Raw genomic sequence first — 14,628 nt, 5'->3', positions numbered from 1 at the left:
GCAAGAGATGCGATGGATGTCTGATTATTTGTAGTCATAAATTTAAGTCCCCACTTGTTTCTAAGTGGGGACTAAATTAAGGCTTATAGGATGAATTCAGAAGGTGTGTTCAGCGGACGCTTACGCTCCATCGACCTCACGACCTGAATATTCGCACAACACTACAAAAGTTACAGCCAATATCTCCATCACAATCGTTGTTTTCAATACCCATGACCAAGGAAAATGCAGCAACCACACCCAAGCAATAAAAAGCAGTGCAACCGTGAGTAAAATATTACTGAGCTGTCCCAAGATTTTTAATGACCTACTCCGAGCCGTTCAGAGCTCAAAGTTTTTTCCTACAAATTTAATCACTTAAGATGACTCTAAGGTTATTTAAAAGACTTAAATGTTTGAATTTTTTATTTTGTACCTTATACACAGGGCTAGGATTAGCGAACTCATTAGAGATAAATTCTGGAGTTGTAATAGCCCTTGCCAAATTTTTCGAGCAAAAGTCTTTGTCCAAATAACGCAATGTAAATAAAAAGGACTCTATATTAGGTGTTACTGCAATCCATTTTCTATTTAAGTTATTTGCCGCATTCAAGCAGACGCTATCAAAGCTGCAAGCATCCAATATTAGGGAATCTTCATTGGTACTGGATTTAATAATAACCTCATAGGCTTTTTGCAGATTTTTAATTTGGTATGTTGAGTTTTTTGCTGATGCTAAGTCCCAATAGTCTGTATATCTAACACCGGTATCACTTTTAACATAATCTTTTAAACGTGGATTGCCTGTTCTGGACCAATGAATAAGACCCTGTTGATCAAGTTCATCCATTTTTTCTGGAGAAAAACGCCAGTGCTTACCTTCGGGTGGATTCATATCCCTCCATTGCCTACCAGTTTCACCATGTTTTCGCACACCAGGAACATGTAAAGGCATAAGTCTAAATTGCCCCAGTGCATCCACATGAGGAAACTTTTTAGCTAAATTATCATCTGTGATTGTCTGGATCACATCATTCCAAATAAAGTTATCTGTTTTAGTATAAAAAAGGATTACCTCATGAGCTGTTTTAGTAAAGCCTTTTGATGCTTTAAATGAAGAATTATGGGTTTTTAGTAAAATTTGATTCACACACCTAGCTTCGCCAAAAACTTTATCTAATATTACTTGGAATTCACTCATTAGATGAAGGTTGGAAACATGTACATATAAACTACCTTTATCAGTAAGTAATTGTCTCAATAATTCAAAATATTGACGGTAATGTTTAAGTACAGAATCTTTGTTTTTAAAGAGCCCCACAAAAATAAAAAAATCGATCTCTGGTTTTATAATAATCAAATCAAACTCTTTAGATTGTGAAACAAGTGTATGTAAAGAGTTTATTTCATTCCCAACAATGATATCAAAGTCATTGATTTCATATTTTATTTTTTCAAAATCTTTATCAGAAATACCCGTGTTGCTATTTTCAAAGAAATGGCTAAAAGAAGGGAATGCAACAAACTCATCCATTGAAGTGTCTCAAAAAAAATAGCTATTTGTACGGATTATATGATTGACAACCTTCATAAAACAAGTTAATTTTTTTGGTAACCATATTGGTTACCAAAAAAATGGTTTAAAAAAAAGAGCTTTAAAAACTCTTTTTCCCATTTATTACGATCATAAGAATATGAGGCAATAAACTACGCCACTTGGTAGGTTAGCGTAGGGATTTTTTCATAGTAGATATCGAAAGTAAAGTTATCTATATCCTCATTGTCTCTAGTTCTTGTGATCCTTGACTTTACAAGGATAAATTTATGCCAAATGTGTATATAGCCCACAATAACTTAGACTTGATGTACCGAGAGGAAAAAATCCGGAAGGGTTTTCAGAAAGAGGTCATTAAATCTGTTTTACAGAAGCTTTATGATTTTATGAGTTACGATTCTGGAAATTCATCGAACAAGATGATCACTCATTTTGGATTGAATGAATATTCTAGTCATTCTGCACATCAAGAGAAATTAGAGAAGTGGCTTCAACAAGAAATTTCAGAAGTTTACCTGCATGAGATAAGTCAGGAAGAAGTCGTTGAGATTTTATGGAAGAAAATTCTCGACATCATTAGCCATTAATTTTTATAGGGACTGTACTAAGTTAATCTAGTACAGTCCCTATATTAAAACTAATTTATAACTAAATTAGTTTCAAATTGATTTTTATTTAGTTTCACTCTTCCTTTAACTTCTTCAAAGCAAATCTGATAATTCCATTATGCGTTTGTCCATACTTTTCAGCCAACTCAGTGAGTAACTGATACTCATATTCGTTCATTGGAATTGTATGCGTCTTAAATTTTCTAGGTGCTTTCGGATCTAGTTTTTGAGTAGTTTCCTCGTTAGCACCATTGATGAAAGCTTCCATGTCAGGAGAAGGTTTTGCTAATTCTCTTTTCTTAATCATGCTAAAAGCTCCTTCATAAAAGCCTCAAACTCGTCTATTGCTTTTGGGTTATTGGATTCAACAACACCTTTACCTTCAGCAGTGACATCACGATAAACCTTGCGATCATGGATCACGGATGACAATGCTGTGAACAATGGGAAGTCAGCGAGATAATCGTTCGCTTGCTGTACTTCAGACACTGATGGATTTGTTGGAGCCAATGTTAGTAGTCCAAATGGCTTCAGTTCCTCATTAAAGGACTTCGCCTGATCAATCACTTCTGATAGATGAGGTAGAGTATCCAAGTCGAATTGGGATGGCCTAAATGGCACTACCAGGTAATGAGCTGTTAACATTGCTGTTCTCAGCTCTTTACTATCGTGACCTGCAACATCAACAACAACATAGTCATAACGACTATCCAAATCTTTCAAAGTGTTTTTGATATCGCCATAGCGTTGTACACAATGCACTTTAGGTAAGTCAGTATCATCTCTGTCTTTAACCCAGTTAGCTGAACTTTGCTGAGGATCAGCATCAACTAAAACGATGTCTTTGTTATGTTTAGCAAGATATGCTGCAATGTTGATGGCTATTGTTGATTTACCGCATCCACCTTTTTGACTACCAATTAAGATGATCATTTTACTTGTAATTTGTAACTAATTTGAATCCAATATAGTTATGTTTTAGTTTGATGTAAATGCTGACTTAAGATGCTTTCATCTATGGATTCATCATAAGTCTACGTTTTCCCACCCATATTAGGGTTGTCTCTATTTATCTTTGCTTATCACTGTAAATGGCTACTCGTAAAACAAGAAATTCTCTTAAATTTTTAAACAATAAGCTTTTTATTTTTAATATTTTTAATATTTTTATTTTTAAGACCTCTTTAAGCCTTATATAGCAAGTGTTTCAGAGCTCATAAGTCTACATTTTCCCACCTTTAAGTCTACATTTTCCCACCCATTAGTCTACATTTTCCCACCCATTAGTCTACATTTTCCCACCTTTAAGTCTACATTTTCCCACCTTGTGCCTACACTGTTTGTTGGTGTATGCTAATTGGGTTGTTACATGGGGAAGTCTCGGTGAAAAATGAACTCGTAGTTAAGGATAATGCGTTAATCAATGCCAGCTATAATTTGGATACAACAGAACAACGGCTGATTCTCCTAGCAATTGTGCAGGCAAGAGAATTAAGCAAGAATGTGGACGCTAATAGCACGTTAGAGGTTCATGCTCATCATTATATGAAGCAGTTTAATGTGGATAAGCACGCTGCCTATGAGGGGCTTAAAAACGCAGCCAGCAACCTATTTGAGCGCAAATTCAGTTACAAGGGCATCCATGAGGGGACTCAGCAGGAAAAGATCGTGAAATCACGTTGGGTTTCCAAAATAGCCTATGTTGATTCTGCAGGTATCGTAGAACTCAGTTTTGCGCCTGACGTTATTCCACTGATTACCCAGCTCGAGAAGTCATTCACTGCTTATGAACTGAAGCAAATTAGCTCTCTTACAAGTAAGTATGCGATTCGCCTTTACGAGTTACTGATCCAATGGCGTAGTGTTGGAAAGACACCTATGTTTGATATTGATGACTTTCGATTCAAACTCGGGTTAGCTGAAGGTGAATATGCAAAGATGGCGAACTTTAAGGTTCGAGTACTAGACATAGCATTAAACCAAATCAATGACCAGACGGATATCAAAGCTTCTTACGAACAACACAAAGTAGGGCGTACGATCAGTGGTTTCTCGTTTACATTCACTGCTAAGCACCAACCTAAGGAAGTTACTCATACGAAGCCTAAGAAGCTCTCAGATAAGCAAATTCAGTTCTTTGCCAACAAGCTAGCTCACCATGACCCATTTGCAAGCCAAAAAGCTGCAAGAGGGGAAAGCTATGCTGATCTAGAGAAAAGGCTTGTGACTGAACTACAAGATCCCGAGGTTGTCAGAAAGTATGCTGATGTCCTCAAAGAGTTAGGTCTTGATGTATAAATTGCAACTAGATTAGTTGTTATATACAACTAATATAGTTTTGTAATAACTGTGATTTGATTGCAAAAAATTAAGCAGCAGATAATTCATCCGCTAACTGTTCTGCCTGTTCAAGTACAGTCTCTGTCGCCAGTAAAGCCATATCAGGTGGGTAGCCATACTTCTTGAGTAAGCGCTTCACAATGACTCTCAGCTTCGCCCTGGCAGCTTCTTTGATGGTCCAATCCAAAGTTACATTCTTACGAATAGACTCAGTCAGAACAACAGCAAGTTCGCGCAGGATCTCCTTCTGCATTAACTCTCTAGCACTGTCATTGTCTGCAACTGCTGAATAGAACGCATATTCATATTCAGTCAGGTTGAGTTCCTCTGCCATTTTGTCTGATTCTTGGATTGCCTTAGCTAACTTGATGAGTTCATCAATCACTTCGGCTGCAGTCAGTACCTTGTTCTGATAACCCTTGATCGCAGAGCTCAGCATATCCATGAGCTTTTTACCTTGGGTGACACTACGCTGCTCTCGCATCTTGATCTCATCGCCTAAGAGCTTCTTGAGGGTCTCTAGTGCAATGTTCTTGTGCTTATAGCCTTTCATCTCCTGCATGAACTCATCAGAGAGAATGGAGATGTCTGGCTTCTGGATTCCTGCTGCATCAAAGATGTCCACCACCTGTTCAGTAACGAGAGCCTGGTCAATGGTTTGTTTGACCTTGGCTTCCAGTTCAGCATTGCTCAGGCCTGAGATTTTGCCTGAACCATCACTAAACTTGGCCAGTCGTGCTTTTACAGCCTGGAAGAATGCAACCACTGGCGCTGCTTCCATCGCATTTGGATGAGGTACAGCTAATGCAAATGCCTGTGACATGGCTGATACTGCATTGAGAAATCGGGTCTTACCTTCGCCCTGATCTACACCAAGGATGTGTTCCTCAGCTTCAAGGATGATGTTGAGCTTTCGAGAGGTATCGGTTGTGAAGTATTCCTGATAATTAAAGCCATGCATAATGCCATCAAGCACTTCAAGCTTCTCTTGCAGGATGGTTGCAGCTTCGTCTTGCACTAATGCAGGATCACCCTTACCACCTGCCTCAGAGTAGAAGGACAGAGCCTCTTTCAGATCTGATGCAATACCGAGGTAATCTACGACCAGACCACCAATCTTGTCTTTATAGACACGGTTTACTCGTGCAATGGCTTGCATGAGGTTATGACCTTTCATTGGCTTGTCGATGTAGAGCGTGTGCATACTCGGCGCATCGAAACCAGTCAACCACATATCACGCACAATCACGAGCTTCAGCTTGTCATCATTGTCCTTCATACGATTAGCCAGAATTTGACGCTGCTGCTTGGTCGTATGGTGCTTGGCAATCTCCTCACCATCAGAAGCAGATGAGGTCATCACCACCTTGATTACACCATCATGCAAGTCATCACTATGCCATTCTGGTTTGATTGCTACAATCTCGTTATAGAGGTCTACCGCAATCCTACGAGACATGCTGACGATCATGCCTTTACCTTGGTTTGCATTGGCTTTTAGACGCTGCTCAAAGTGTTCTACGATGTCTTTGGCAATCGCTTTGACACGTTCTTTACTACCAATGAGTCCTTCGACTCTTGCCCACTTTGCCCGTTCTTTTTGTGTCTGGTTTAAGTCGTCTTCACTAAACTGATCGTCAAAGTCTTCGATCAGCTCTTTGCCTTCCTCACTAATGGCAATCTTGGCGAGTCGGCTTTCATAGAAGATACGAACAGTGGCGCCATCCTCTACCGCCTGAGAGATGTCATAGATGTCGACATAGTTACCAAAGACTGCAGGCGTGTTGACGTCAGTCTTCTCAATTGGTGTTCCTGTGAAGCCAAGGTAAGTGGCATTCGGTAAAGCATCACGCATGTACTTGGCAAAACCATAGACAGTCCGCTTACCGACAACCTTGCCATTCTCGTCTTTGACATCGACCTCTTTTGCATTGAAACCATACTGTGAACGATGTGCCTCATCTGCAATCACCACAATGTTGGTTCGGTCTGAGAGCTGCTCATAGACACTGCCACCATCATCAGGTTGGAACTTCTGGATAGTGGTGAAGATCACCCCACCTGAACCCACCTTAAGCAGCTCTTTGAGCTCATCTCTATTCTCTGCTTGCTTCGGTGTTTGTCTGAGTAGTTGGCTTGATGCTGCAAAGGTTCCAAAGAGCTGATCATCCAAATCATTACGGTCTGTAATCACAACAACAGTTGGATTATCCAAAGCCAAGACAATCTTACCTGTATAGAAAACCATGGACAGAGACTTACCTGAGCCTTGTGTGTGCCACACAACACCTGCCTTCTTGTCACCTACTGCTTGTTGCTGGACCAGCTCCAGCTTGCTTCTACCTTGCTGTTGCATTGCGACTTCTGCAGATTTCGAGTCCGAGTTCACTGCAGACGCACGAATAGTCGAGAGGACTGCTGCATTCACTGCATAGTACTGGTGATAAGCAGCCATCTTCTTGATGGTCTTAATAGTGATCAGGCCATTGGCATCTTCTTGTTTGTTGGATTCAAACACAATGAAGTGCCTGATCATGTCCAGTAAAGTCACTGGATTGAGTAAACCATGAATTAAGACTTCTAGCTGTGCCTGTGTATTCTTTGCTTTGGTTTGACCATTAGAAGTCTTCCAAGCCATGTAACGACTCAGGTCTGCTGATACAGTGCCTGCTTTCGCCTCTAAACCATCAGAGATAACATTGAAGGCATTGAAGGTGAACAGTGATGGGATCTGGCTTTGGTAGGTCTGGATCTGCTTATATGCGCCTTCTACAGTGGCATTCTCGTCTGTGGCATTTTTAAGCTCAATGACCACTAAAGGTAAGCCATTCACATAGATGATAATGTCAGGTCGTCTTGTCCAACGATCTTCTTTGATGGTGACTTGGTTTACGACAAGGAATTCGTTATTGCTTGGATTATTGAAGTCAACAAGCCAGGCATATTCACCTTGGGTGTTACCATCCTTGCTCACTTCAATGTTGATGCCTTCAGTGAGCAAACGATGGAATGCCTGGTTGTTGCTGAGCATATCTGGGGAATGCAGATTAGTGACTTGCTTCAGCGCCTCAATGCACTTGTCTTCATTCAAATGAGGATTGAGACGTTGCAAGGCCTCCAGTACTTTGGCTTCCAAAATGACCTGCTTATAGCTTCGTAGAGGGTTGCTTCCCTTGGATTCAATTTCAGGTCCATACACATAGGTATAGCCCATTCCCTCTAGTTGCTCTATCGCCATCAGCTCGATGTCTGATTCAGTCATCTTAGTCACTTGAATACTTCCCCCTAAATTTGTCCATAAAGCCAGGACTCATTAATTGTTATCTGATGTAAAGTTGAGAAACCTTATTCATCGTCCTGCACGTTATAGCCATACTTCTGCACAGCATCCTCAATAGATCCCTCAAACTTATGGCAAGCATAGAGGTAGAGTTCAGCATCAACCATTAGAACACCTGGTACACCTAAACCATCATTGAGTGGAATCAGAGTCTTTTGTGAGCCGATCTGAACTGTTGGTCGTTTGTATGAACAATTCACAGTGACTTTATGTGGCGATCTGTTCCAGTCAATTTTCTTGGCTTCCCACTCACGGCTCCCACCTAGCAAGGTCACTTGAATCTTGGATTCTGTCGCTGTCTTGTTCAGTTGTTTGTAAGAGACAAACTTGGCGACTGAACAAGGAGAGTGATAACAAGTTTCTATGACTTTACCTTTTTGTATACCGCTATGATTGAATTTAGCTGGTGCTGCTTGGACAGTGGCAGCAAAGCCAACTACAGCAATCAAGCCAAATCCCATTTGAGTCATGCGCTTTATCATTCTGTTTCCCTCTAATTTTCTTCTACTTAATCCATCGGCACAGCGATCTTATGAATCTTCCAACTTAAGCCATCACGAACCATGAGCACTTTGACTTCTTTGGATTGATTCTGATCTTTAATCACCACCTCAAAATCATTTAGGGACGTATAGCCCGCTTCATATTCTGGCTTAGGTTCTTCTTTTTCTTGGTTTGATGAATCTTGACCACCCATTGACTGCTCTGCTGAGTCTTTTAAGTCTTTACCTTGTAGCATCAAGGTCATACCTTCTGGTGTGACCAAACCATCAATCATCTTATCGACCATGGTTGATGCGAGCATTGCACCTAGTGCTGCAAAACCATCATCTTTTTGGTTTGCCATCTCTTTCATCATCATGGCATTCATTTGGTCTTTGAAGCTCTGACGAACGCTTGGATAGTCGATGTACTTCGATACTGTATCGCTATCACCTGCCTGCGCTGCTTTCTTGATGTTATTGAGTGCAATGTATGGTGTTGCATACAGGTAGCCACAGATCATGACTACGATTGCTATGATTGCCCCTATCAGCTTCTTATTCATGTTTACCCCTGGATGTAAAAAAGGTGAAGCCATCAAATGACTTCACCTCAAATGTTATGCAACTTCTTCTGTTTGATATTGGATTCTCACTTCACCGCTCATTAGCTTAGGAAGAAGCGTGTCTCGCAGTTTTTCTAGTGTTTGGATTTGCGCTAAATTGGCCCTTATCTTATTAAACAGGTCAGAAAATTGTTCTTCCTTCTTAACAAAATCAGCATCATTCAAAGGTAATTTCAGCTCGATCGCTTCGGCATCTTCGACTGCGACATATTCTTGGACGCTCTGTCTAGCTTTACTGCTGTAAAGGTCTTGAAAATATTGTGATCGAAGCAAGAAGTATAGGAATGCTGTATTAGTAAGGTTAGGTTTAAGTACTAACATATTATAGTGTACAGCCATAGGCATATCCCTTTTACCTAAGACAGCCACTATGCCCAACGTTCCTATGCGAGATATTAGAACATCACCTACTTCAGGCTTCCAAGCTTTATGAACTCGTTCATACTCTTCCTGAGAGATAAATGAGATTCCTTGTAAGTCGATTTGTCCATTCTTTAAATTTCTGACATTAAGGAAAGGAATACCACTCTCTAGTCTTTTAGGTTGGTAGTTCGTTCCTGGCTTTATCTGTTTAACAATATCTTTCACTTGGACAGTAAGCCAATCCTCTTTCGCTTCCTCAATAAACCATTGCCGAAACAGTGTTTCAGCCATGGCTTCCAAGGTCTTATTCTGACGATGCAGTAAGTCAATCTTGTCATCTAATGATGAAAGGACTGAAGCTATAGCTTTTTGTTCGGGAAGAGGGGGATAGCTTATCTCAAGCTCGTTCAACTGATCTTTTGACACATTCGGGAAAGTTGATCCTGATGCTGAAGCCAACATAGTATCAAGATAGTAATCGAGAATTGCTTTTACAAAGTAACGATATTCTTCCCCATGCTTGTGTCTAATAGCAGCTAGACCACGACCAATTGCATAGTCTTTATCAGCCCAATTCATTCGCCCTGTGGTTGAACCACGAACGCAGAACAATATGTCATTAACTTTGCTAAATCTCTTAGAATCAGTAGAAAATTGGACAGCTTTAGGATACCTAATAGTGAATTCAGTTGGGCCATTTAATAAAGGCTCCCCTAAACCATTGGTATTGACTGATTCACCTGTTGGTGATTGCCCCATTACAATATCAGCAATATCTCCAAGTTTTCCGCTTAGCCACCCACTCATACAGTCACCTTCGCCAAGTTCTCAGCAATGGCTTGGTTTAGCTTCGCTTCCTCTGCAAGCTGCGCCTCAAACTCCGCTTTTAGACTGGTGAAGCGTTCCTTAAAGTCGAACTCATCTTCATCATCAGCTAAACCAACATAACGACCTGGAGTGAGTACATAGTCAAGCTCAGCCACTTTATCTAAGGTTACAGATGCACAGAAGCCTGCAACGTCTTCATACTCACCATCTTGGTTTCGCCAATTGTGGTAAGTGTCAGTAATCAGCTTAATGTCTTCATCAGACAATACTTTGGTTCTTCGGTTAATCAGATGCCCTAGGTTACGAGCATCAATGAATAGGATTTCATTGCTACGATCTTTGTACTTGGTTGAACCAACACGGTCACGACGCATAAACCATAAGGCTGCAGGAATCTGGGTATTCAGGAATAGCTTGGCAGGTAGATTTACAATACAGTCGATGACATTGGCTTCTGAAACCAAGGCTTTACGAATTTCACCCTCACCACTGGTTTTAGAGGTTAAAGCACCTTTAGCAAGTACTACACCTGCCTGACCTTTAGGACTCATGTGATACAAGAAGTGTTGCATCCATGCGAAGTTAGCATTACCTGCAGGTGGTACACCCAATGACCAACGAGCATCTTCCTTAAGTAAATCACCACTCCAATCAGAAACGTTGAATGGTGGATTGGCAATGATGTAATCCGCTTTTAGGTCTTTGTGTGCATCATTCAGGAATGAACCCTCAGAGTTCCATTTCACATGCTCTGAGTTAATGCCACGAATGGCTAAGTTCATCTTAGCGAGTCGCCAAGTCGTTTGGTTACTCTCTTGTCCATAGATGGAGATGTCATCCACTAAGCCCTGATGAGACTCTACAAACTTCTCAGACTGAACAAACATACCCCCTGAACCACAGCAAGGATCGAATACACGTCCTTTGTATGGTTCAAGCATATTGACCAACAGACTGACAATGGATTTAGGCGTGTAGAACTGTCCACCTTGTTTACCTTCAGCTAAAGCGAACTCACCAAGGAAGTACTCAAATACATGGCCTAGAACGTCAGCAGAGCGAGATTTCGCATCGCCTAGTGCAATGTTACCAATCAGGTCAATCAGCTCTCCTAGGCTCGTAGGATCGAGATTCTGACGTGCATAAACCTTAGGAAGTACACCCTTCAACTGTGGGTTGTCATTCTCAATGGCTTCCATTGCATCATCGACTAACTTGCCAATGTTAGGTTGTTTGGCTTGGTTTAACAGGAATGACCAACGTGCATTCTCAGGAACAAAGAAGACGTTGTATGCAGTGTATTCATCACGGTCTTCAGGGTCAGCTCCTGCAAACTCTCCCTCACCTTCTACGAGTAAGTTGTAGTGAGCTTCAAAAGTGTCGCTGATATATTTGAGGAAGATCAAACCAAGAACAACATGCTTGTACTCTGCAGCGTCAATGTTCTTACGAAGTTTGTCTGCTGTTTTCCACAATACGACTTCTAACGGTTCTTGCTTGGCTTCTTTCTTGGGAGCGCGGGCCATGGATTTACTCTTGATTAAAAATAACTGACTGTTTTCTTGCAGGTAAAGCATATTAGCTGAAAAGAGAGCAGAGGGTAAATGAATCGCTGGCATTACTGCTGTGCTGAAGAGAGATTACTCTGGGCAGGCAATACAAAATCTCTGAAACATTATAAAAATCTTCATTTTTTAAACCGAACCAACTTTTTTTTTCCAAAACCCAACTATCGGAGAAGTCATTTTTTTAAATACATTACAGTCGGGAGAAATTTTACAAGTTTGATCTACTGATTTCTCTATGATAAAAAATGAAAATTCGTTTGAGTTATTTCAAAAGAACTTTGTTTTTGAAGAACAAAAAACAAAACAAAGAGATCTTGCTGATGCACTTAACACTTTTCGTTCATCTATTTCAGATGTCTGTCTACTATGGACGAGTAAAGTAGCACTGGCGGGTGAAAAACCAACAATGCTTCAGAAAAATCATGGGAATTTTTCACAATTTGCTTATATGAGAATGGCATCTGACTTTAAAGTCGGTGTCTTGGTGATTGACATCGATCGCCGAATCGCGGATTCGATAGAAGTAATGATCTATAGTACACCAAATGCACCAGTTCCTAACTTGATCATCAAAAATCCGGCAAACGGACATGTTCAGCTCATTTATTGCTTAAAAAACTGGCTATGCATTGATGTCAAAAATAGTAAAGGCAATTACAGCAAAAAGGCACATGTATTCTATAAGGCCCTGAAACAGCATTTAAATATGATTTTCGGCGGAGATGATTGTTATCATAATTATGTTGCCAAGAATCCGTTCTGTACACAGCGATGGGATGTGGTAGGTATGCGTTCTAGTTCTTATGAAATGTATGAGCTAGCTCGTATCAGTCAATTCCAAGTAACAAATACCACGTTCATTGAAAGATTACAGAAAAAAACAACGGCTCAAACCACAGCAGAAGATGCAAATTTACTTACAGTACTGGCAGGAAAAAGAAATAATTTTTTATTCAATACAGTGCGTAAATCTGCGTATGGATTATACAAGAAGAATGCACAGGCGTGGACTGATGCCCAATTTGAGAGAGTTATTCATGATTTTGCATGTGAACTAAACGCATCAAAATGTCATCCACCGCTTTCGAAGGCAGAGGTTATGACAATTTGTTGTAGCATTATAAAATTTTGCTATGAAAAACTCGGAAAATACGAAAAGTTCACGCAGTCAGAACTAAGTGAACTTGCATCAAAATGTGGAAAAAAGGGCGGCAAGGCCAAAGGTAAAAAATACGCACAGCAACGCACCGAGGCCCGGAAATTAGCAAAACGTGGCAAGAAAGCCGCAGATATTGCTAAACTTACAGGTCTGTCTCTCAGCGCTGTTTATAACGCAATTAAGCCAGAAAAACAGCATAAAACGTCTTCAAAAATCAATACAAATAATTTAGATGAAAACTGTTAAATATTATTTATTTAACCTCATATTTTTCCAAATAGCTATCAGTGTAGTGGTGCTCTTAGAGAAAGAATTGCGTAGCAATTATCATCTAGGGATAGAGTAATACGTGGTCTAAGATTTGTTCAGTTTTAAAATAAAAAAACTAACCTCTGTTTATATGCCAACAGAAAGTTATTGCTTTTGCCTCCTCAAACAACTCAACTTTTTGTGTTGCTCGATGCGATTCATTACAAGATCAAAGATGAGGGGCGTTATGTCAACAAAGCCGTTTATACCGTACTGGGATTAAATACCGAGGGCCACAAAGAACTGCTGGGGCTATCTATCAGAAAGCGAAGGTGCCAATTACTGGCTCAGCGTACTCACAGATTTGCAGAACCGTGGCATCCAGGACATTCTGATTGCCTGTGTGGATGGACTTAAAGGTTTCCCTGAAGCGATTGCTGCGATCTTTCCACAGACAGAGGTTCAGCTTTGTATCATCCACCAGATCCGCAATAGCTTACGTTATGTGGCGAGTAAGGATCAAAAAGCCTTTATGGCTGATCTGAAACCTGTTTACCGGGCAGACACCAAGCAAGCAGCTGAAATGGCGCTGGATGAACTGGAAGCCAAATGGGGTGATAAATACGAAAAAGTCATTCGCTCATGGCGTGAAAAATGGCATTTACTCAGTGCCTATTTCAAATATCCAAAAGCGGTTAGAAAACCAATTTACACCACCAATGCAGTTGAGGCAGTACATCGTCAATTCAGGAAACTGACCAAAACCAAGGGGGCTTTCCCGAATGAAAATAGCCTGCTGAAATTGCTCTATATTGGGATTCAACAGGCTTCTGAAAAATGGACAATGTCGGTGACAAACTGGGGGCAAACCATCACACAGTTATCGATTGATTTTGAAGGCAGACGCTTGCGGAGCAGTTCTCCTCATATAATTAAGCTCTAGCCAATTTGACTGACACAGAATTTTGAAAGCTCTCGAATTATTCGTGCTAACACTAAAGATACTTTAATATCAATGGTATAAAACTTAATTTTTAATCTTTTAATTAAAAAGACATCAAATCTGGCGTTACACAGCAAAAAAAATTTCAATACATGCTGAAATTGCTTTTTTAGTCGTTCAATACATACCCAAATTATTTTCAATACATACTTATTTTGACATTTTCTACCAAACATTACCCAGTAAAAATCAAAAGCATCTAGGGATTGGTCGTTTAAGGAATCCATCTAAAAAAATAATTCAACAATCGTAAAGCTTTGTGCTTGTTTTTTTAAGTTTATTAAAGTCAATAATTTTTTTTAAATACTTGATAAATATTTACTTTTTTATTTTCTAATAGCCTAAATTAAATATTTTTCTCAAATCCACACTTTCGGAAACTCAATTTTTTCATCTTTGCTATTGTCACATTTACAGCATTGTCTTGTGTGTTTTACAGACCGCTGCTGTTGATAAGCAAGCCTACCTGTATATACAAAATTCTCCGAATTTTGATCTACAGGGCTTGTTAGGAGGGAAACCCTCCTA

12 protein-coding genes and 1 pseudogene are annotated in these 14,628 nt (G+C 40.1%); 4 read left to right on the top strand and 9 right to left on the bottom strand.

Features of this window, described 5'->3' with window-relative positions; genetic code table 11:
• Positions 1–120: 120 nt before the first annotated feature.
• The gene (locus tag AC07E5_RS06255) at positions 121–294 is read right to left on the bottom strand and encodes a hypothetical protein (RefSeq protein ID WP_498625009.1); all 174 of its coding nucleotides are present in this window, start codon (positions 292–294) and stop codon (positions 121–123) included.
• Between the two features lie 55 nt (positions 295–349).
• Positions 350–1,513: a DNA methyltransferase gene (locus AC07E5_RS06250; protein WP_179990958.1), complete on the bottom strand. Its 1,164-nt coding sequence runs from the start codon at positions 1,511–1,513 to the stop codon at positions 350–352.
• 290 nt (positions 1,514–1,803) lie between these two features.
• On the opposite strand from AC07E5_RS06250, the gene AC07E5_RS06245 reads away from it, so the two are divergent.
• Positions 1,804–2,121 (top strand): hypothetical protein, encoded by a 318-nt coding sequence (locus AC07E5_RS06245; RefSeq protein ID WP_163048523.1) that lies wholly within the window; start codon positions 1,804–1,806, stop codon positions 2,119–2,121.
• A gap of 94 nt (positions 2,122–2,215) precedes the next feature.
• On the opposite strand, the gene AC07E5_RS06240 is transcribed toward AC07E5_RS06245, so the two are convergent.
• Positions 2,216–2,449, bottom strand: coding sequence for a hypothetical protein (locus AC07E5_RS06240; RefSeq protein WP_498625007.1), 234 nt, complete (start codon positions 2,447–2,449; stop codon positions 2,216–2,218).
• Positions 2,446–3,075 carry an AAA family ATPase gene (locus AC07E5_RS06235; protein WP_498625005.1) on the bottom strand — a complete coding sequence of 210 codons (630 nt, stop codon included), beginning with the start codon at positions 3,073–3,075 and terminating at the stop codon, positions 2,446–2,448. Before AC07E5_RS06235 ends, AC07E5_RS06240 begins: the two co-directional genes overlap by 4 nt.
• Positions 3,076–3,525: 450 nt before the next feature.
• Between AC07E5_RS06235 and repM the strand changes: the two genes are divergently transcribed.
• Positions 3,526–4,440 carry a replication initiation protein RepM gene (gene repM / locus AC07E5_RS06230; protein ID WP_498625004.1) on the top strand — a complete coding sequence of 305 codons (915 nt, stop codon included), beginning with the start codon at positions 3,526–3,528 and terminating at the stop codon, positions 4,438–4,440.
• 70 nt (positions 4,441–4,510) lie between these two features.
• Here repM and AC07E5_RS06225 read toward each other — a convergent pair whose 3' ends face one another.
• The 5 genes from AC07E5_RS06225 to AC07E5_RS06205 all read right to left on the bottom strand — a co-directional run bounded on the left by AC07E5_RS06225 (position 4,511) and on the right by AC07E5_RS06205 (position 11,647).
• On the bottom strand, positions 4,511–7,744 hold the full coding sequence (locus tag AC07E5_RS06225; RefSeq protein ID WP_498625003.1) for a type I restriction endonuclease subunit R: 3,234 nt from the start codon (positions 7,742–7,744) through the stop codon (positions 4,511–4,513).
• Between the two features lie 83 nt (positions 7,745–7,827).
• Positions 7,828–8,292, bottom strand: coding sequence for a hypothetical protein (locus AC07E5_RS06220; RefSeq protein ID WP_257224847.1), 465 nt, complete (start codon positions 8,290–8,292; stop codon positions 7,828–7,830).
• A gap of 38 nt (positions 8,293–8,330) precedes the next feature.
• Positions 8,331–8,870, bottom strand: coding sequence for a DUF2939 domain-containing protein (locus tag AC07E5_RS06215; RefSeq protein WP_498625002.1), 540 nt, complete (start codon positions 8,868–8,870; stop codon positions 8,331–8,333).
• Positions 8,871–8,924: 54 nt separating this feature from the next.
• Positions 8,925–10,100: a restriction endonuclease subunit S gene (locus AC07E5_RS06210; protein WP_498625001.1), complete on the bottom strand. Its 1,176-nt coding sequence runs from the start codon at positions 10,098–10,100 to the stop codon at positions 8,925–8,927.
• Positions 10,097–11,647, bottom strand: a complete 1,551-nt coding sequence (locus tag AC07E5_RS06205) for a type I restriction-modification system subunit M (protein ID WP_498624999.1) — start codon at positions 11,645–11,647, stop codon at positions 10,097–10,099. Before AC07E5_RS06205 ends, AC07E5_RS06210 begins: the two co-directional genes overlap by 4 nt.
• A 277-nt stretch (positions 11,648–11,924) precedes the next feature.
• Here AC07E5_RS06205 and AC07E5_RS06200 point away from each other — a divergent pair, with 277 nt between their 5' ends.
• Positions 11,925–13,094 carry a replication initiation protein gene (locus AC07E5_RS06200; protein ID WP_498624997.1) on the top strand — a complete coding sequence of 390 codons (1,170 nt, stop codon included), beginning with the start codon at positions 11,925–11,927 and terminating at the stop codon, positions 13,092–13,094.
• Between the two features lie 204 nt (positions 13,095–13,298).
• Positions 13,299–14,040 (top strand): annotated as a pseudogene (locus AC07E5_RS06195) (IS256 family transposase); the annotation flags it as partial.
• Between the last annotated feature and the right edge of the window lie 588 nt (positions 14,041–14,628).

Source organism: Acinetobacter seohaensis (assembly GCF_056431365.1).
This window is presented reverse-complemented; position numbering and strand designations above follow the sequence as displayed.

What these genes read in the sequence shown, in the direction of transcription:
- AC07E5_RS06250 (WP_179990958.1), bottom strand. Translation starts at nt 1,513, where the DNA reads ATGGATGAGTTTGTTGCATTCCCTTCTTTTAGCCATTTCTTTGAAAAT.
- AC07E5_RS06245 (WP_163048523.1), top strand. Translation starts at nt 1,804, where the DNA reads ATGCCAAATGTGTATATAGCCCACAATAACTTAGACTTGATGTACCGA.
- AC07E5_RS06240 (WP_498625007.1), bottom strand. Translation starts at nt 2,449, where the DNA reads ATGATTAAGAAAAGAGAATTAGCAAAACCTTCTCCTGACATGGAAGCT.
- AC07E5_RS06235 (WP_498625005.1), bottom strand. Translation starts at nt 3,075, where the DNA reads ATGATCATCTTAATTGGTAGTCAAAAAGGTGGATGCGGTAAATCAACA.
- AC07E5_RS06225 (WP_498625003.1), bottom strand. Translation starts at nt 7,744, where the DNA reads ATGACTGAATCAGACATCGAGCTGATGGCGATAGAGCAACTAGAGGGA.
- AC07E5_RS06220 (WP_257224847.1), bottom strand. Translation starts at nt 8,292, where the DNA reads ATGACTCAAATGGGATTTGGCTTGATTGCTGTAGTTGGCTTTGCTGCC.
- AC07E5_RS06215 (WP_498625002.1), bottom strand. Translation starts at nt 8,870, where the DNA reads ATGAATAAGAAGCTGATAGGGGCAATCATAGCAATCGTAGTCATGATC.
- AC07E5_RS06210 (WP_498625001.1), bottom strand. Translation starts at nt 10,100, where the DNA reads ATGAGTGGGTGGCTAAGCGGAAAACTTGGAGATATTGCTGATATTGTA.
- AC07E5_RS06205 (WP_498624999.1), bottom strand. Translation starts at nt 11,647, where the DNA reads ATGGCCCGCGCTCCCAAGAAAGAAGCCAAGCAAGAACCGTTAGAAGTC.
- AC07E5_RS06200 (WP_498624997.1), top strand. Translation starts at nt 11,925, where the DNA reads ATGATAAAAAATGAAAATTCGTTTGAGTTATTTCAAAAGAACTTTGTT.